The organism is Deinococcus sp. Arct2-2, from assembly GCF_004801315.1.
Taxonomy (GTDB): Bacteria; Deinococcota; Deinococci; order Deinococcales; family Deinococcaceae; genus Deinococcus.
Genome location: NZ_SSNW01000019.1, coordinates 17,824 through 35,478, shown reverse-complemented (window position 1 = coordinate 35,478; position 17,655 = coordinate 17,824). Strand labels below are relative to the sequence as shown.

Sequence of the window (17,655 nt, the reverse complement as noted above, 5' to 3'; positions counted from 1 at the left end):
TCCGCCAAGTCAGGGAGCAGGTTTACCGCTTGTACGACGTCTCCGCCGCATCGGCCGGGACGGCACGGTGTATCCCGCACAGACCGACAAACCTGGCCGCCTGCGCGGTGGACCGCCGGAGAATCCGGCCAGCCGCGACCTGACCCAGGACTTTTGTTCCGCTTCGGGCTCGACGCATCTGCGGCTGCCGTGGACACAGCTGAATGTCACCGATCCTTCTGGACTGCTGGTACAGGGCGGTAAGTCGCAGACGCGTACGGTGAAGATCAGCGGCGTCGGGCTGCACTTGCGCGCCGGTCCAGCGAGGAACGCTTGTTGCCGTCCTTGTCCATCCACGAATCCGACACTGATGCGCCGATGACTGTCAGGGGGTGCCTTTGGACAGCGTAGCGACCTTCAGGGCCAGTTCTTTTTCTTTCCATACCTTGATTTCCACGGACGACGTGCGCTCGACAACTTAACCCTTGCGGTTGGTGAACTTCTCGCTCAGGGCCAGCGAGAAGTTCACCAACCGGATCGCCGCTAGAGGTGTAGCGGAGTTCAGGCGTGGCGACCAGATTGCCGCCCAGGAGTGCGGTGCTGATACCTTCGGTCAGACGCCGCCCGCCGTTCTTATCGGCGATGGTCGTGAAGTCGCCTTCGAGCACTTCATGACACAAGGCCTGCAAGCGCACTTTGGAACGCTTCTGCCCGTCAGGGGTCGTCCACTTTCCTTGGCGCACGGTCGCCTGCACGGAGACGGTGGTTCCGGCCTTGATGCGCTCGCCCACCGAAGTGGCTGCGCCGCCAACGAAGGTCAGGGGCAGGTAGTTGGTGATTTTGCGTTCGTTGAGCATGGAGTCCAGCGCGAGGGTGGCTTCGGCAAAGTCGGTGCCGGAGATGGTACGGGTAGCGGGGTCACAGACGACAGTGCCGATGAGGTTCAGGTTGGCGATACTTTTCATGATGGGTCTCCTGGCAGGGTGCCGTCCGTTCCGGTTTCCGGTGGAGGCTATTCTTCCCTGCATACTTTTCAGTGACCGCCGTCAGGCGGTCAAAGCTGTTGATCGTTGGGGTGTGGAGAGTGATCTAACATCACCGCAGACCGGACGCTGTTCAGGGCCGTGGTGGGGAGACAGCGTTTCCCCGGTCCGTCCGCCGCCTGATGTGTGCTCTCGGCCTCCCGATTTGTTCTTGTGCGTTCCAACACAAAACGGGAGGTTCCGTCTCCAGTCCTCCCGCCGCCTTCAGTCTCCGAATTGCCGTTCAATCTCCCGCCGGGTGCGCTGCTTGCCGCGCTTGTCCCGCGAGTCGGCAAAGCGCGGGTGGCCACCTCGGCAGCGAGGGCGGCGATGCACACGAGCAGGTCGACGTCTTGCTGCATCGCTCGGCGCAGCCGCTTGCCGCGTACCCCTTGTTCGTAGTGGTCTTGGAGCAGCGCCATCCCGTACTCCTGCAGGCGGGGTTCGATGTCGGCCACCTCGAACGGATACGCGAAGCAGCGCGTGACGTGCCCCTCCAGTTTCGCCACGAGGTCATGGCCCATCACTTCCACAGTCAGGCCCTGCTGGGCACACCGCAGCGCGAAACTGATCATCGGCGCGTTCGTCCGGGCCATGACCAAGTCTTCGGGTTGCAACTCGCTCAGCACCTCATCTTCGCTGACGCTGGACACCTCACCCTCTGCCGCATGGGGAGCCGCCACGATCAGGTCGCTGAACTCACTTGCCAATGCGACGTGGCTCTTGGGACACCGGAAGGTCACGGTGAGCCGGAGCGGCAGGGCGTTGAACGTTTCCTGTGCTCGGTCAAGACCTCCCGCGTCCGCTCCGGTGAATTCGGAGATGGCCTGCGCCCGGTCTCCGACCAAGACCACCCGTCCGCGCCGCCCGATGACATGCTTAACCAAGCGGTGTTGCAAGCGGGAGAAGTCCTGCGTCTCATCCACCAACACCACGTCCATGCTCTCGAACCCGGAGCCCAGTTTCAGGGGAGGTAGAGCATGTCGTCGTAGTCATAGTGACCGCGCTCTAGAAAATCAGACAAGGCCCGGTCTTGCACCAGGCGCACCAGTTCCACGGGGCTAAGACCCGCAGGCCATTCCATCTCCTGCTCACTCACCAAGCCTTCGATGGCCGCTCCGGTGTTGGCGATGTGCACCATCGACAGCTTGACCAGAGCGAGTGCGGTCTTCGCCACCCCCTTGGAGTACAGGCCCCGTTCTTTGAGCAGCGAGTCCACCAGATGTTTGCGCTTCCACTCCGAGAAGGTGGCCTTGCGCGGCGAACACTCTTCCACCATCGTCTTGCCGAACGCGTGGAAGGTACTCACCTGCACGTCACTCGGCAGGGCGTCTTTGAGACTGCGGGCGATGGATTTGTTCAGGGCGAACGCGCCGATGCGCAGACCCGCAGGAAGAACTTGCGCGACGGTTCTGAGCACCGTGGACTTGCCGCTGCCTGCCGTGGACTGGACGGTGAGACTCCACCCGGTTTCATGCACCGCCTGAATCACGGCCAACTGTTCGGGGGTCATGCGGGCGAGGGCTTGCTGCACTTCGGTCTTGGGCACCCCGGCCCGCAGGGTGATGGTGTCTTGCCACGGGGTCTGGGTCTGGACGTCGCTCATGGAGACCGCCGCCCCCCGCCGATCAAGGCGGGGGAACAGGCGGGTGCGGTGCGTCGGCCCTGCTCGCTTCTTCCCGTGACCTTTACTCCTCGGCTTGGGTGCTGGTCTGCCGCAACAGGTCAGGCTCCCACAAGTAGATGCCCTCCACGTCCCAGAGTCGCCACTCGCGGATGTACGGTTTCATTCCGCCGTCGAGGTAGGCCCGCACTTCGGCCAAGCTCCCGAAGTCGATCTCGGAGGTCGCGTCCGGATGATCGTCGTGGGTGGAGAACTGCAGCGTGAACGAGGGGCGATGCACGTAGGGTGGCTGAGGGACATGAATGAGGTTCATGCCTGCCGCTTGCCCCCACCGGGGAGACGTGCGGGGGTGCAGGGACTCGCGCTGGTGATGCGGTGACGGGATTCTGCCGTGTGGGCAGGTCGGGCGACTTCGGTGCGGCCGTCTGGGCAGTTTGGGCGGTGGGGCGGTGGTGCCGGGTGGGCTGGAGCAAGGGCAGAGGCCGGGCGTCGTGGGCAGGGGAGGAAGGCGGGGCGTGGGAGGCTTCGGGGCGGCGAGGCTCGGAGAGCGGGACTTCTTCCTAATAGATTAAGGGCAACCCCCTTGTGCCTTACCCATTCGGGGATTTTGCTCCCCCTGAGTGTCAAAAACGCCTTAATCGTTCGGGGTCTTGTCACGAACGCCGCGTTCCTCCGGGTGTAAAAACGCCTTAACCGTGCGGGGTCTTCGCGTGTGACTCCCGTGACAACCCTCCCTCCTGACCCGCCGTTCACTCCTCCCAGTTGAACTCCACCGTAGGCGTGAACTCTTCCAGTCCCGTCTTCCCATGTCGTCGTTGACTGTCTGTTTGTGGCCCCCGTTGACCCGCGAATCACCGTTCATTCTGGCAACGTCAAGGGTGGGCAAGGACGTGGATTTCTTGGTGGCCGTGTTCTTCGGTCGCCCTTCTTGGGGCCTGCGATTCGACTCGCGGTGCCCTCTTTGGCTGAGGTCAGAAACCTTCAATGGACACCTGGGTGCTGTCCGGTGTTCGCTGCATTGCCTGTCCCGTTGTTTAAGTTGCGTTGGTGGTTTGGGTCACGCAAGTTGAGCAAAATTGTCCTGCGTTCCTGCTGTTGTGTCTCCATTACAGTGCGCCCGTTACCCTCTGACCAGACCAAACCTTAACCTCACGTCGCAGGCATGTCGAACGCGGAAGTCAGCCGCAGAGGGATTCATCGTAGTTGCTTTTCGTGTTTTGCTCTCCTTGTGAATGACCGGAAAACCAAGCCTGCCGCCCCTCGGTGTGGTGCATTTTGACGCGTGCCCACCTGTTCACCTGGCAAGGCGACAGCGCCCGGTGTGGGGCGCTGTGAGACAGAACAGAGGTAAGAAGAGGAGACAGATTACGGGCGGGGAAGGTCACTCCACCAGTCGGCCAGCAGAATATCGCGTTTCAGTTGGGAGCCAATTTCTTCCCGGAGATGGCGCTGCCGATTGATGGACGTCACGCCCCACACCGTTTCTAAAAAGGCCCGGTCACTGAAGGCTCCCAGCTTTTTCTGGATGGTCGTCATGGTGTAGGTGCCCGTGTCAAACTCCACGGCCACCTCCCCGTGGGGGCTGCGGAACACCGCATCAGGTTCTTCGGAAGCGCGGACGTGACGTGGGTTGACCCGCCAGTGGTCTCCGGTGCGAACCCCCAGAATCCGGCGCATCTCGCCTGTTCCGGCGAAGTGCATGAGGCTGTGGTCGGACATCGATTGCAAACTTTTTTGGCCGAGGAAAAAGCGCGTTTTGACTTCCAGTGCCTTGCGCATATGCGTGGGCTGCAAGACGGTTTCCACATACGGCACCCGGTCGAGGTCGTGTTCATCCAGTCCGTAATGCCGCCGCAGTTGGCCGTAACTGATGACGCGGTCTGCCGCGAGGTCAGCGAAAAATCGTTCGCGGCGTTCGCTCTTGTCCAGCAGGAGAAGGTCAACGGTGGGGATCGGGAGGCCCGGATCGGGAGAATCATACAGGGCGAGCGCATGGTAGCGGGAGAGGAACGGGCCATCTCCGGTGCGGTCTTGTTGGGCGTCCAACTGGGTGAGCAGCAGGCGGGAACCTTGAGCCTGGGCATGTCCGGGCACCCGTGTTTCGAGGGTGAGGAACTGCCGAAATTGGGCGGCTTTGGCCTGACCCAATTTTGGTTGCGGGGTAAAGACATGGACGTGAAAGCCGTAAGCGAGGGCGGACGATCTGAGTCGCACGGCCATGTTGTCCAGCCCATTGGGCGTGATGCCACCGCTGCTCATGGTGCCCCCGGCGAGGGCCACACCCCGCTCGGTCATCACTTCAACAAGGCGCATTCGCCCGGCGTAGAGGTTCAGGTTCCGGGTCGTTTCAGGGGTTGTGGCGACGTAGCCTTTTTCTTTCAGGCACAGGCGCAGGTAGGCATTGTCCAACTGGCGCTGCAAGCTGACGGCCCCTTCGGTGGTCTCAAAAACCGCCTTGCGGCCAGCGCTGCCGAGCAAGGTGAGGGTGCCCATGACCGTGTGCATCTGTACGAGAAATTCTGCCTTCAGAAGTTCAGCAGGGCGGGTGAGGTGCTGCTTTAATTCGCTATCAGTCCATGCGCCATCGTTCAGGTACTGCCGGGTCAGGGCGGCATGTTCGGCGGGCGTGAGTGTGATTGGGGGGGGCATAGGGAGTCCTTGGGAAGGAGAGGGCGTGCGCCCAGCCAGAGCCGGAGGGCTGGCTCATGGGGCGCATGGGACAGGGGGTCAGGACGCAGGCGCTTCAGCTTTTTGGTGATCGCGCTTGGGGGCGCTCTTGTTTTTGGTTGAGGCCGCAGGGGTGATTTTGCTTCCTGATTTGCCTGCTCCGCCGCCCGTGGGTTTAGTTGCAGGCTTGGTGACGGAAGCGTCTTTGCCTTGCCGCATCTTCACCAACCGCTTGAAATCCAGTTCACCGGACGCAAGCTGATCAAAGTCCACGCGCAGCCTGCCTTGCTCGGCCAAGAGTTCGTACACATGCTCTTTGACGTGGTGGACCATCCACTTCTGAATCTCAGCGGTGTACCAGATCGCCTCGTCAGGAACCGTGTGGGTTTCGGGTTGACCGTCCTTGTTCTGGTACTCGTGGGTGAGTTCTGTGTTGAGACTGACGGCCTGTATCTCGCCCCGCGCAACCGCTTCCGGCAACTCGCGCAGCAGCTTGATGCGGTGAACGGGGGGCACAGTTTCAAGGAGGACACTCCAGCGCTGAACGGTGCCGTAGGGCAACCCGGCTGGGGATGGCGGCGCAGCAGAGGCGTCTGCCTGCCCCGGTTCGCAGGTGGATTGATCCGACTGAGAAGCTGCGTTCGCTGGACATGCGGCGGTGTTCTGTTTGCCCTCCAACTGATCAAGGGCGGTTTCGATGTCGCTGTCCACACTGGCGTCATTCAGGAGAGTCTGGGTGAGATGGTTGGGGGTCGGCGGGTCGGGTCGAATCATGGTCAAGGCTCCTGGGTGACGAGAGGCGGGGCACCGGTTAGCGCAAGGTTGGGTCTCATCCCTGTTGTCCGGCGGGACGATGACACCCACGACCAGTGTGTGGTTGCTTTGGGTTTCGGCATCCAGCTATCTCCACTGACTGCGCTCGGCTTTACCGACGATGGTCTCTCCACATGCATCCAACGCCGCACTGCTGGGGTCTCAGGTCATGTCGTAACACGAGGGTCATCTGCCATCAGAAGCCCATCAGCTTAAGCGTAGGTGTGATTTTGTTCTCTAAACAATCCTCTCTCCGCTGGTTTATGACATCCGTAAATCGGCGCAAGCTAAGGATGAAGTTCGTGGTCATACAGCGAGTCAGTCAGCCTGAGGGGTTTCCCTCTCAGGTTCACCGTCATTTCTGATGCTCATCTGTTAAATACTCCTGAGCACTTGCTACTGGCTGAGCAGCAGTCGATTGACGCTGAGGATTATTCCACTCTTGGTACTGGTGGCAAATTCCAGAGCGCTGCTGTTCATAACTCGCTGCCGGTGATCAAGTTGCAAAAAACGCTGTTCGCGGCACCAAGCATCTGAAGTTGCCACCAGTACCACTCTTTATTCTTTTACCGGAAGCAAGACACTCACTTCCACTCCCAAGACCTCAGCGACCCGGCGGAGGGTGGAGAGCCGGGGATCCAGTAGGCCGTTTTCCAACTTGGTGGGATGGGTGCGGTGCATGCCTGCCCGAGCCGCGAATTCATCCTGACTCCAGCCCTGAGCTTGGCGTAACTGGCGGATCTGTGCTCCTAAGGCCACTAAATAAGGGTCTTTGGCCGGATGGGAGAGAGCAGACATAGAGCCTGAGCATCCGCAAGCTTGGAACGTTATGCGACTGCTTTCCATGAAACAGCTTAGAATCAGTTTCATGGAAATCAGAGAGCAACTTTATGACGATCCCCAGTCGCCGCCTGCATTTGTCAAGACACGGGCATTTGCATTGTTCCAGCGCGTCATCGCACCGACGTTGCGAGCCGTCGAGATTTGGAACGCCTCGCCCGTTGTAACGCCCGAGCAGGGCACAGATCGCCACCGGGTCACCCAGTTACTGCGCGTGGCGAGCAATCGCTGGGCGGGCAGTGATATCCGGAAGCCAAGTGACCTGGAGGCGGCAGCCCGACACTTGCTGGCCGAGCCAACGATGGGAAGCCTGCCCTGCGAGTGCCGGATCACGACCTTGCTCTGCCAGGCCGTGCACCTGGCCCATCTCCAGCAACCCGGTGTGGCGGCCCGCTGTTTCGCTGCGGCCCTCGTCCTTGAGTCTTGGATCCCGGAAGGCACGCCGCCATCCTGCGAGATTTTTCCTTCGATTTACGAGAAGCGTCGGCCCTCTGAGCGGCCATCAGATTTTCTAGTCTGCTGTGTGATGGGTGAGCTCTCAGATTTGCCCGCCGTCGTTGATCCACTCAACTTGATTGACCGGATCGAAAATGCAAAATCCGCAGTGGCAGAAGCCAATTCTCTGGTTGATCCTTTGAGAGAGATTTCGGCTGGGCTGCCAGAGGGCGACGCCTACGGCGTTTGGGGGGCCAATCTCTACCGGACGCAGTACCTACTGCACAAGCGGCTTTCCTCCCACGCTGAGCTTGACTTTAACCTCTTTACCGCCCGATTCTTTGACACTGAATTGTACCAAAGCTTGGACTGGTCAGCGGAAACGCTGAGGAATTGGTCAGTGGCCCCGAACCAGACCGTTTGGTCGCCGGATGACTTGGGGCCACGCATCTTGAGGACGATGCAACTGGAAGCCGCGTTAGTGGAAGGCATCCGGTTGGCGCAGAGGCTAGAACGCACCCCTCGGACAGTTCGGCCCAGCGAGCTCGCCGGTGTAGCACGTCATTTACAGTCAATCTGCCTAGAAGAGATGAAACAAGTGGATTTGATCCCGCAACCACTGCAGGGCTGGGAGCTTAAGCAGGCGGCCACCCCCTTGGCGGCCCTGATGATGGCCGTCCGGGTGTTGGAGGCTGATACGGCGTTGGCTCTCAACTTTGTGTTGGCCGCCGCTCATATTTGGGCGGAATTGACTCCGGGAATACAAGAAGAACACGAGCTTTCTTGGCCACGTCCGCAGTGGGCTATCCTGCGTGATCTCGCGCTGTACCGCTGCCTGCACGTCCTGTTGGCGGTGCAGTTTTCGTACCGCTTGACCCCTCATTTTGCGCCCCGCCCGAGCGTGTTGGCAATCCCTTCTGCGGCCGAAATCCGCGAGGTGGCCCGCGAGGTGATGGCGCAGTCAGAACAGTTTGCACCAGTCACCCTCACCCGCGGTGATCCATCACGCTCGCCCGCCTCTTGGTGGCATTCGGCACAGGACGCACTTTGGGCTGCGCTACTGTGTCCTTTAGCTTTAGCCGCCCAACCTGAATGTTTGCGAGCTGATTGCTTGCTGGGCCAGGCGCTGGAGGGTCTCGCAGACTTTTTGGAACAGCAGCATTGATGCCGGGGTCGCTGGGGTGACTTTAAAGTGAGCACGCCCAACTCCGCCCGAACCCTGATGATTCCCGGAAGCTGGTCTCAGTGGGAGCCGCCCTGCGCAGCAGGCTGGTGCTGGAATGATGGGGCGGCCGCTCTCAATTCAAGGCGCTGACAGAGCACAGGGGAAGATTGTTCTGAGTGCAAGGCGCTTCACGAGAAGTCTCCCCCAAAGGATGGAATGCATGACGACCATCCCAAAGGCACTACAGGAGAAAACGAAAGCACCCAGACAGCAATTCCGGGTGCAAAAAGGAGGTGATGCGCTCACGGGACAGCAACATGAGGATACACCTCAGCGCGCTCGCAGGCCAGGGAAGCCAACTGAGACGGGGGAGAAACTACCTTCACCGCAGGTCCCACCCCAGAAGTGAGCTCCAGCGACAAAGCGTATATTTTCTTCCAACATCAGTTGGCGGCGAGCGGCACCTACTGCAGCAGTTTTGTCTTTAGCTTGCGTGATTCTAAGAGCCTTTATATCGGTGCTGCAGGCGGCTACTTAACAAGGCCGCCTAAAGAACAGATTTTGCCGCAAGAGAGCGGTTGTCTGTCAGGGTGGACAGATGCGCTACGCGTAGCCCCACCTCTCAAACTAGAGTGAATCGGCCAGTGACTCAGCTTGCCATCAGTGAAAAGGCACCCCAGCCACCTCATCCGGACGACTCGCGAGCAACCTGACTACATGAAGTCATCCCCCGTAAGGACGTGGGCACCAGCTATGCCCATGACCACCTGACATGACGCAGTCTCCTCCCCACCATAAATGAGTACGTCGCGCCGTCATTCGTCGAGTCCATTGTGGAGCCACGAAACACTATTTCGGTGAACGACGCCCAAATGCTGGCCCTGCTGCTGGCCTCCTTGGTGCCCGTACGGAATCTGCTGAACAATCGCGCGTCTATCTGACGTGCGTACGCTCTGCAATTGGATACGGCCACCAGCCGCGCGTCTGCGCTGCAGAAAGGGAGTCGCTGTTCAGCCCAAGACGGCGCCCATAGGGGCAGGCGCAAGCTGTCCGTCCCTCTGAAGACGCCTAACTTCTACAGCGTATTGTCCGTGCTTGCTCCTGTTCCCTCCCGTCGGGTTGACAGCCCTATGACTTGGTCTGAAATGGGGTCTTAGTCTCGGCTTTGAAACGGCGAAAACACAGCTTTCTTACCCTTCCCACACCCGCAAATCCCTCACTTTGAACGCCTGAATCCCTCACTCCAGACGACCTTTATCCTCACTTTGAGCGGTGAAATCCCTCACTCTGAGCGATAGTGTTCCTCACTCTGAACGATTGAGCACAGCCAAGATCGCCTAAGCCAGTGGAGTCTCGCCGATAATGCTCGTCTAAAGTGAGGAGTTGCGTCGTCTCAGTTGAGGAACCGAACCGTCTAGAGTGAGGGATTGCATCGTCTTAACTGAGGGATTGCATCGTCCAAAATGAGGTATATCATCAGCCAACTGTGCGCCCAGCCAATGCATAAAGGCTGCATATCCGCGTCCTGATTGATCAAATCAATTCTTTTTTAAGGGCTTTGATAGACTCAACCCAAGTGGATATCCGGATCAACGAACTCGATTTGACGCGGGCGGGCATTGTGAGCGTGCAGCGAGACATGCCTGCAGAAAACACCAATTGGGAAGTGGAGTACACCATTGACGGCGTCGCGTACCGGGTAATCGGCAACGCGCTGTATGGACGGCCCCACGGCACTGATGCAGACGTGTTGCTGGCTCTCCAAACCCTGTTTTTCCGGGCGGGCTGTCCCGAGAACAACCGCATCGAAGTGCTCCCAGCCGCAGTTCTGGAATTGTCTGGCTCGTCCAAAGGGGGAGCCGCCTACGCCCGGTTACGGGAATCGATCCTCCGAATTTCCGGGGTGCAGTGGAGTATCGTCCGGAGCCGTTGGGACAGCAAGAAGGGCTTACACCGAGGCGTCACGGAGATCACCGGCTTGGTTTCGGATCTGCGTCTGGTAGATCACAGTTCTGGACAGACCCGGCCCTTCCAAGACCGCGAGATGAGTGAGAGCGTGCCGATCCGCCTCACGTTTACGGAGACGTTTGCTGCCTCGATTCGGGCTGGATTTTTTCAGATGTTGGACGGTGAACTGATGGCCCGCTTTGGCCAGCCTCCTGCCCGGAGTCTCTACCGGATCTTGCAGGCCCACCGCATTCAGCAGGACGGCTCTTTGGTCAATTCCCTTTCCCTGCCGCTGCGGGACTGGTTGGCCGCCTGCGGGCTGGAGTCAGAACGGGTCGACAATGCGAAACGCACCTTGGATCTCTCGCACCACCGCCTGATCGACGAAGGTTACCTACACTCGGCTGAAATCATAGGCCGGGGCCGCGCTGGACAGGTACAGTACGTGTTTCAAGCTGCTCCTGAGCCGGAACTGGTCGAGCTGTTGATGGCGCGGGGCGTCACCCGGCCCGTCGCGGAGGCGTTGGCCGCCGACCATCCCACCCGGATCTGGCCCGCGCTGCAAACCATCGATCAACGGCTTGGCGGTGGGTGGCGGCCCCGCTCCTTGGCCGCTGCCGTGGTGGACGCGGTTCGCAATCCAGACAAATGGGGCTTCGCGGCCACCGAACCACCCAAGCAACCCGTTAAGAAGGCTGCCAAGCTGCCGGTCTCGCCGCCCATGCCGGAGCCTGATCTGCGTGCGTCAGTGACCATGCTGCTCAAGGTACGTCTGACCCCCGGACAACCGCTGTCGGCACAGGTGACGTCGGCCTTGACTGGGCTGCCAGACGAGCGCTTACCGCTCCTCCGTGACGCCTTGAGCCGGCCGGGCACCGAAGCCCTGCCACTGGCGGCGGCGCTGCTCGGTATTTCCTTGTAGCTCAAAGTCAGGGTCACTTGGAAAGCTGAGAGGGCGAAGACGAAATGCAGGCGGGCATCAGCTGGCCACTTTGATCAGTCCGGGCTGGACGAACGGGAATTGGACTAGGGCCGGATCAAGCGGACTCCACGCCCTGCCTCCACAAGTTTGAAAGACACTGCTTCCGGCTCCAGAACGCGGAATCCGCGGTTTTCTGACTTGCTCCGCTTGGACTAAAGGCAGGAATGCACGGCTTTCGATCGGAACGCCGCTCCAACCTCTACCCAGATTGAGCCAGAGCAGCGGGCCGTTCCAGCAGACTGGTTCTGTGGTCTGCACAAGACCTTTTAACGGGCGAAAATCACTGCACGCTTGCTCCCCCCTTCGCCCGCTTGTGTTTTTACCTGTTGCATGTAACACTCAAGCTCGTTCCACAACTTAACAAGTTCTAAGCACCTGTAGCCTGGTCTACGCGGTGAAAGGGAGGGTTGACATTGCTCAAACCAGTCGCCAGCGCACGGGTCGTGGATATCGTCCGCGAGCAGTTGCGCGGCGCAATCCTGAGCGGGGAACTTGCGCCGGGCAGCCGCCTGAGCGTGCCGGAACTCGCCCGGCAACTGGAGGTCAGCCGCTCTCCGGTGCGCGAAGCCGTGCTGCTGCTGGTGGGCGAAGGGCTGGCCATCGAACACTCGCGGCGCGGCGTGGAAGTCGTCAACCTCACGCTGGCCGATCTGCTGGAACTGTACGAATTGCGGGCCAGCATGGACAGCCTCGCCGCCCGGCTGGCCGCCGCCCGCATGAGCAGCACCGACCTGACTGCGCTGCGGGGCGTCCTGGACGCCCAGGGCGCCGCCGCCATCGGCGACTGGCGGGGATTCCGGGAACTCGACGCCCGCTTTCATCAGATCATCGTGCAGACCAGCGGCAACCGGCGGCTGGCACGGCACGCCGAACTGCTGTCGCGCGAAATGCGGCTGGCGGGGCCGCTGCACATCAACGAGAGCTGGCACCTCAAACAAAGCCACGAGGAACACCGCGAGATCGAGCGCGCCCTCCGTCAACGTGACGGCCCCGCCGCCGAACTCGCTATGCACGCCCACCTCACCCGCGTGGCCGGAACCGTCGCCGCCCACCACCGCCCCCAATGACGCCGCCCTCTCATCCCTTTCCTCTAGGAGCCTGCCATGCGTAAAGTTACCTTCCTCACCCTCGCCCTGACGCCCCTGCTGGCCCTCCCCGCCAGCGCCCAGAGCAGCACTGGGACAATCAAAATTGGAGCCATCACCTCGGTCACGGGCCGCTTCGCCGAATTCGGCAAGATGCAGTTGGCCGGGTTCAAGGTGGGGGTGGCCGAAGTCAACCGCAAAGGCGGCATCAACGGGCGCAAAATCGAGCTGCTGATCGAAGACAATGCCAGCGACGTGAACAAGGGCCTGGCCGCCGCCGAGCGCCTCGTGAATGCGGGCGTGCCGCTGGTCATCAACGAGTATTCCAGCAGCCTCGTGAAGGCGCAGGCGCAGTATTTGGCCCGCCAGAAGGTGCCCAACCTGATCGTGACCAGCAGCGGCGACGACATCACCAAGCCCGGCAGCGACTATATTTTCCGGCTGAACCAGCCGGCCACCGAGTACGCCCGCGTGATTTTCAATATCTTCCGCGACAACAAATTCAAGAGCGTGGCGATCATCGCCGGCACCGGAGCCTTTGAGAAGAGCGTGGCCGACGCCGCGCAGGACTTTGCCAAGCTGTACAACATCACCATCGTGGAAGACCAGCGCTACGACAAAGGCCTGACCGATTTCCGGCCTGTGCTGAACCGCATCAAGGCCAAAAACCCCGACGGCATCTTGATGGTCAGCTACGCCGAAGACAGCGTGGCCCTGATGCGGCAGGCGCGGGAAGTGGGCGTCAAACCCCGGCTGTTTGCGGGCGGCGCGGCGGGCTTTGCGCTGCCCGACTTTATTAAAGACAGCGGCAGCGCGGGCGAGAGCGTCATCACGGCCACCGCGTGGGTGCCGCAGCTGCGCTACGCGGGCGTGCAGAAACTGAATGTGGACCTGAAAACCGCGCTGGGCGGCCAAGAGCCCAGCTATCACGCGGCGCAGGCCTACGCGGGCGTGATCGTGGCGGCCGAAGCCATTCGCAAGGCAGGCAGCACCGACCGCGAGAAAGTCAAGGCCGCGCTGAACGCCCTCAACATGACCACCGCGTTTGGCCCGGTGCAGTTTAAAGACTACGACGGCTTCCGCAACCAAAACCCGCTGGCGATGGTGGCCCAGCAGGTGCAGGGCGGCGCGTTCGTGCCGATCTACCCCAAGAGCGTCGTGCCCCGCCCCATCAAGTTTGAACGCTGAAGAGCCTCAGTCCTGAAGCCTGACTGACCTGCTCCACGTGCCCGGCGCGGCCCCGCAGCAGCCCCGCTGCGCCGCGCCGCAGGGCCACTCTTGCCCGCTGTGCTCTTTTCTCCGCCCCTCTCCCCTGTTTGCAAGGAGCCTGCATGGACTCAGCCTCAGTCACCGCCTTCTTTCAAACGCTGGTTCAGGGCCTGCTGACGGGCGGCCTCTACGCCCTGATCGGCACGGGCCTGAGCCTGATCTTCGGCGTCATGAAAGTCATCAACTTCGCGCACGGCGACTTTCTGGCCATCGGCATGTTCATTACGCTGGCGCTGTTCAAGGCGTTCAACATCGATCCGTACCTCAGCTTGCTGGTGGTCGCGCCCGCCGGATTCGCCCTCGGGTTCCTGATTCAGCGCTTCGTGCTGGCGCGCTTGGGCGACCGACTGGGCGAAGGCTCGATGCTGGCAACGCTAGGGCTAGGCCTGATCGTGAGCAACACGCTGCTGCTGACCTTCGGGGCGCAGCCGCAGAGCATCAACGTGCCGTATGCCACCACCACCTTCCAGTTTGCGGGCGTGCAGATCAGCATTCCGCTCTTGGTGGCGGGACTGGGCACCCTGGTGGCCATCGTGGGGCTCAATCTGCTGCTCTACCGCACCGAACTGGGCCGCGCCATCCGGGCCACTGCCCAAAACCCGCTGGGGGCCGAGCTGCAGGGCGTCAAAACCACCCAGATTCAGGCGATCGTGTTCGGGCTGGGCGTGGCGTTCGCAGCCATCGCGGGCGTGCTGCTGATGCCGCTGCTGTACACCTTTCCCACAGTAGGCGAAAATTACACCACCAAAGCTTTTATCGTGACCGTGCTGGGCGGCCTCGGCAACCTGCCAGGCGCGGTGGCGGGCGGGCTGGTGCTGGGCGTGATCGAGTCGCTGGGGGCGTTTTATATCAGCAACAATTACCGCGACGCCTACGGCTTGATCGCCTTCCTCCTGGTGTTGCTGCTGCGTCCTGAAGGGCTGTTTGGCAAGACGGTGAAACGGGTATGAAGCGCCTTCCGGCCCCTCCGTTCGTGCGGCAGAACATCACCGCCGCAAGAACTTCATTCTGGACGGCACTGTTCTTCCTTCTCGCTCCGCCCGCACTGAACAGCCCATGCACTGCTCAACGGGACCTCCTATGACAACCGCCGCAACCCTTCCCCGCCCCCGCGCCCTGACGTTCGGCAACCTGTGGCTCTCGGGGGCGCTGCTGCTCGTCATGGCGCTGTATCCCCTCGTGTTCGGCAAGGCCATGAACTTTGGCGTGTCCACCCTGATTTTTGCGGGACTGGCCATGAGCTGGAATATTCTGGGCGGCTGGGCCGGGCAAACCAGCCTCGGACACGCCGCGCTGCTGGGCATCGGCGCGTACACCATGACGCTGCTGGCCACGCCCGAACGCCTGCCCGCCTTCCTCCCCGCCCCCCTGGCTCCGTGGTGGGGCGCACTGATCGGCATGGTGGTGGCGGTGGCGCTGGCCGCAGTCTGGGGCGGCCTCACCTTCCGGCTGCGGGGCAGTTATTTCACCCTGTCGACCATCGCCGTGGCGCTGGTGCTGCGGCTGGTGGCCATCAATTCGGAATGGACGGGCAGTTCCGAAGGGCTGTTCATGCCCGAACTGCCGACCCTGTTTGGCCTTGATCTGTTTGACCGCAAAGTGGAATACGGCCTCGCGTTCGCCTTCGTGCTGCTGACCCTCGTGGTCACGCACCTGATTCGGCGCTCGCGGCTGGGGTACGGCCTCCAAGCTGTGCGCGAGGATGAAGACGGCGCGCGGGCACTCGGCATCGATCCCACCCGCATGAAACTGATCGCCTTTATGATCAGCGCCGCCTTGACCGCGCTGGGCGGCAGCATTTACGCCATCTACCTGCAAGCCTTCGAGCCGCACACCCTGCTGGAACTCCCGATCAGCGTGCAGATCGCGCTGATGGCGATCATCGGCGGGCGCACCTCGATTCAGGGGCCCCTGATCGGCGCGTTGCTGCTCAGCATTTTTGGCGAAGTCTTCCGTACGGTGTTCAGCAACGCCAACCTGCTGATCTACGGCGTGCTGATCCTCGTGGTCACCATCTACGCGCCCAACGGCCTGATGGGCCTGTTCCGGCGCGGCGGCCTGAAGCTGGGCGTGAACAGGTGACGGGCCTGACTGCTTCCAGCCTGTCGGCGGCGGGGGTCAAGGCCGCGCCGCTCCTGACCGCTCAGGGCGTCACCATTCGGTTTGGGGGCGTCACCGCTGTCAAAAACATCAACCTCAGCGTGCGCCCCGGCGAGATTCTGGGCCTGATCGGCCCCAACGGTGCAGGCAAAACCACGCTGTTCAACGGCCTGACCGGGTTCGTGCGCCTCAGTGAAGGCCGGGTCACGCTGGCTGGGCGCGACATTACGCACTTGCAGCCGCAGGCCCGCTCGCGGCTGGGCATGGCCCGCACCTTTCAGGTCGAGCGCCCTTTTGAGGACCTGAGCGTGCTGGAAAACGTGCTGGTGGCGGCCTTCCTGCGGCACCGGGGCCGCGCCGCCGAAGACCACGCCTACGCTGTGCTGGAGCGCGTGGGCCTGGCCGACCGCGCCGCGCAGCCCGCCGCCGAACTGAATCTGGCCCGCCGCCGCCGCCTCGAACTCGCCAAAGCGCTGGCGCTGGAACCCCGCCTCTTGTTCCTCGATGAAAGCATCGCGGGCCTGAATCCGCCGGCCCAGCAGGAAATGGTGGCCCTGATCCGCGAACTCGCGCAGTCGGGCCTCGGCATCGTGATGGTGGAACACATCATGCACGTGATCATGACCTTGTCGGATCACGTGATCTGCATGGCCTTCGGCGAGCTGCTGGCCGAAGGCACCCCAGCAGCGGTGGCGGCCCATCCAGACGTGATTCGCGCTTACCTCGGAGACGACCATGACTAGCCTTGCCCCCAGCCCAGCCTCGTTCGTGAATGCCCAAGACCGCGTGCTGAACGTAGAAAACTTGGAAGTGGCCTACGGAGAAGTGCAGGTGGTGTTCGGCGTGGGCCTGCACGTCTCTAAGGGGGAATTGGTGGGGTTGGTGGGCGGCAACGGCAGCGGCAAAAGCACCATTTTGCGCGTGCTGTCGGGGATGCTGAGGGCGCGGGCGGGCACAGCGACGTACCGCCAGCACAACCTGAACGGCGTGCCCCCCCACAAAATCACCGATTTGGGCGTGGCGCACGTGCCGATGGGCCGCCAACTGTTTGGGCAAATGACCGTAGAAGAAAACCTGTTGATGGGCGCGTATCTGCCGCGCACCCGCGCAGGCCGCACTCAGAACCTGCAAAAGGTCTACGACTTTTTCCCCCGGCTGGTGGACAAACGCAGCACGCCCGCCGCCGCCTTGTCAGGCGGAGAACAGCAGATGGTCGCCATTGGCCGCGCCCTGATGAGTGAACCCGAAGTGCTGCTGATGGACGAACCCTCGCTCGGCCTCGCGCCGCTGGTGGTGTCGGAAGTGATGCGAGTGATCGGCTCTCTCCGGGAACTGGGCCTGACCGTGCTGCTGGTCGAACAAAACGTGCGCCAGGTGCTGAAGGTCACGGACCGGACCTATGTGTTGGAACTGGGCAAACTGGTGAAAGTCGGTCCCAGCCGCGACCTGATGGGTGACCCCGACATCATCAAGGCGTATTTAGGGGTGTAGTGGGGCCTGCGGAACCGTCGCTCAGGTCAGCAGAGGACAGCCTTACCGCTGGTGGCGCACCACCAGGCGGCGCAGGGATCGAAGCGCCACCGAGGTGCCCGGGCTGCGGTGGAGTAGGGGCGTGCCTGGGCTACCGCGCTTTGGATGGCCCCGTGACGAGACCGAAAGTCTGGCCGGATTGGGGCATGTGAGCGAGAACCGTATGGTTCTCGCTTGTTCCCCAGGTGCGTCGCCAA

General features: G+C 61.6%; 15 protein-coding genes. 8 read left to right on the top strand and 7 right to left on the bottom strand.

Annotated elements, in window-relative coordinates; genetic code table 11:
- Positions 1 to 266: 266 nt before the first annotated feature.
- The 7 genes from E7T06_RS10095 to E7T06_RS10065 all read right to left on the bottom strand — a co-directional run bounded on the left by E7T06_RS10095 (position 267) and on the right by E7T06_RS10065 (position 6,903).
- The gene (locus E7T06_RS10095; RefSeq protein ID WP_168733466.1) at positions 267 to 944 is read right to left on the bottom strand and encodes a single-stranded DNA-binding protein; all 678 of its coding nucleotides are present in this window, start codon (positions 942 to 944) and stop codon (positions 267 to 269) included.
- A gap of 89 nt (positions 945 to 1,033) precedes the next feature.
- Positions 1,034 to 1,942, bottom strand: coding sequence for a UvrD-helicase domain-containing protein (locus tag E7T06_RS10090; protein WP_136365672.1), 909 nt, complete (start codon positions 1,940 to 1,942; stop codon positions 1,034 to 1,036).
- A 23-nt stretch (positions 1,943 to 1,965) separates the two neighbouring features.
- Positions 1,966 to 2,607, bottom strand: a complete 642-nt coding sequence (locus E7T06_RS10085) for an AAA family ATPase (protein WP_136365671.1) — start codon at positions 2,605 to 2,607, stop codon at positions 1,966 to 1,968.
- A gap of 82 nt (positions 2,608 to 2,689) precedes the next feature.
- A complete protein-coding gene (locus tag E7T06_RS10080; protein ID WP_136365670.1) occupies positions 2,690 to 2,938 on the bottom strand; it encodes a hypothetical protein in 249 nt (82 codons plus the stop codon).
- A gap of 1,052 nt (positions 2,939 to 3,990) precedes the next feature.
- Complete coding sequence (locus E7T06_RS10075) at positions 3,991 to 5,274, bottom strand: hypothetical protein (protein ID WP_136365669.1); 1,284 nt, start codon at positions 5,272 to 5,274, stop codon at positions 3,991 to 3,993.
- A gap of 78 nt (positions 5,275 to 5,352) precedes the next feature.
- Entirely contained in the window at positions 5,353 to 6,066 is a 714-nt protein-coding gene (locus E7T06_RS10070; RefSeq protein WP_136365668.1) for a hypothetical protein, read from the bottom strand.
- A gap of 597 nt (positions 6,067 to 6,663) precedes the next feature.
- Positions 6,664 to 6,903 (bottom strand): helix-turn-helix transcriptional regulator, encoded by a 240-nt coding sequence (locus E7T06_RS10065; RefSeq protein WP_136365667.1) that lies wholly within the window; start codon positions 6,901 to 6,903, stop codon positions 6,664 to 6,666.
- Between E7T06_RS10065 and E7T06_RS10060 the strand changes: the two genes are divergently transcribed.
- From E7T06_RS10060 to E7T06_RS10025, 8 genes are all read left to right on the top strand, one after another.
- Entirely contained in the window at positions 6,878 to 8,545 is a 1,668-nt protein-coding gene (locus tag E7T06_RS10060; RefSeq protein ID WP_136365666.1) for a hypothetical protein, read from the top strand. The genes E7T06_RS10065 and E7T06_RS10060 overlap by 26 nt on opposite strands.
- A gap of 1,576 nt (positions 8,546 to 10,121) precedes the next feature.
- Positions 10,122 to 11,414: a replication initiator protein A gene (locus E7T06_RS10055; protein ID WP_136365665.1), complete on the top strand. Its 1,293-nt coding sequence runs from the start codon at positions 10,122 to 10,124 to the stop codon at positions 11,412 to 11,414.
- 467 nt (positions 11,415 to 11,881) lie between these two features.
- On the top strand, positions 11,882 to 12,541 hold the full coding sequence (locus E7T06_RS10050) for a GntR family transcriptional regulator (protein WP_136365664.1): 660 nt from the start codon (positions 11,882 to 11,884) through the stop codon (positions 12,539 to 12,541).
- Between the two features lie 36 nt (positions 12,542 to 12,577).
- A complete protein-coding gene (locus tag E7T06_RS10045) occupies positions 12,578 to 13,747 on the top strand; it encodes an ABC transporter substrate-binding protein (protein ID WP_136365663.1) in 1,170 nt (389 codons plus the stop codon).
- 143 nt (positions 13,748 to 13,890) lie between these two features.
- Entirely contained in the window at positions 13,891 to 14,778 is an 888-nt protein-coding gene (locus E7T06_RS10040; protein ID WP_136365662.1) for a branched-chain amino acid ABC transporter permease, read from the top strand.
- Positions 14,779 to 14,908: 130 nt separating this feature from the next.
- Positions 14,909 to 15,910 carry a branched-chain amino acid ABC transporter permease gene (locus E7T06_RS10035; RefSeq protein ID WP_136365661.1) on the top strand — a complete coding sequence of 334 codons (1,002 nt, stop codon included), beginning with the start codon at positions 14,909 to 14,911 and terminating at the stop codon, positions 15,908 to 15,910.
- Positions 15,907 to 16,671 carry an ABC transporter ATP-binding protein gene (locus E7T06_RS10030; protein WP_240740955.1) on the top strand — a complete coding sequence of 255 codons (765 nt, stop codon included), beginning with the start codon at positions 15,907 to 15,909 and terminating at the stop codon, positions 16,669 to 16,671. Before E7T06_RS10035 ends, E7T06_RS10030 begins: the two co-directional genes overlap by 4 nt.
- Positions 16,664 to 17,419, top strand: coding sequence for an ABC transporter ATP-binding protein (locus E7T06_RS10025; RefSeq protein ID WP_136365660.1), 756 nt, complete (start codon positions 16,664 to 16,666; stop codon positions 17,417 to 17,419). The genes E7T06_RS10030 and E7T06_RS10025 overlap by 8 nt, the downstream gene beginning before the upstream one ends.
- Positions 17,420 to 17,655: the final 236 nt, after the last annotated feature.

What these genes read in the sequence shown, in the direction of transcription:
- E7T06_RS10080 (WP_136365670.1), bottom strand. Translation starts at nt 2,938, where the DNA reads ATGAACCTCATTCATGTCCCTCAGCCACCCTACGTGCATCGCCCCTCG.
- E7T06_RS10025 (WP_136365660.1), top strand. Translation starts at nt 16,664, where the DNA reads ATGACTAGCCTTGCCCCCAGCCCAGCCTCGTTCGTGAATGCCCAAGAC.
- E7T06_RS10095 (WP_168733466.1), bottom strand. Translation starts at nt 944, where the DNA reads ATGAAAAGTATCGCCAACCTGAACCTCATCGGCACTGTCGTCTGTGAC.
- E7T06_RS10065 (WP_136365667.1), bottom strand. Translation starts at nt 6,903, where the DNA reads ATGTCTGCTCTCTCCCATCCGGCCAAAGACCCTTATTTAGTGGCCTTA.
- E7T06_RS10075 (WP_136365669.1), bottom strand. Translation starts at nt 5,274, where the DNA reads ATGCCCCCCCCAATCACACTCACGCCCGCCGAACATGCCGCCCTGACC.
- E7T06_RS10090 (WP_136365672.1), bottom strand. Translation starts at nt 1,942, where the DNA reads ATGGACGTGGTGTTGGTGGATGAGACGCAGGACTTCTCCCGCTTGCAA.
- E7T06_RS10045 (WP_136365663.1), top strand. Translation starts at nt 12,578, where the DNA reads ATGCGTAAAGTTACCTTCCTCACCCTCGCCCTGACGCCCCTGCTGGCC.
- E7T06_RS10070 (WP_136365668.1), bottom strand. Translation starts at nt 6,066, where the DNA reads ATGATTCGACCCGACCCGCCGACCCCCAACCATCTCACCCAGACTCTC.
- E7T06_RS10040 (WP_136365662.1), top strand. Translation starts at nt 13,891, where the DNA reads ATGGACTCAGCCTCAGTCACCGCCTTCTTTCAAACGCTGGTTCAGGGC.
- E7T06_RS10085 (WP_136365671.1), bottom strand. Translation starts at nt 2,607, where the DNA reads ATGAGCGACGTCCAGACCCAGACCCCGTGGCAAGACACCATCACCCTG.
- E7T06_RS10035 (WP_136365661.1), top strand. Translation starts at nt 14,909, where the DNA reads ATGACAACCGCCGCAACCCTTCCCCGCCCCCGCGCCCTGACGTTCGGC.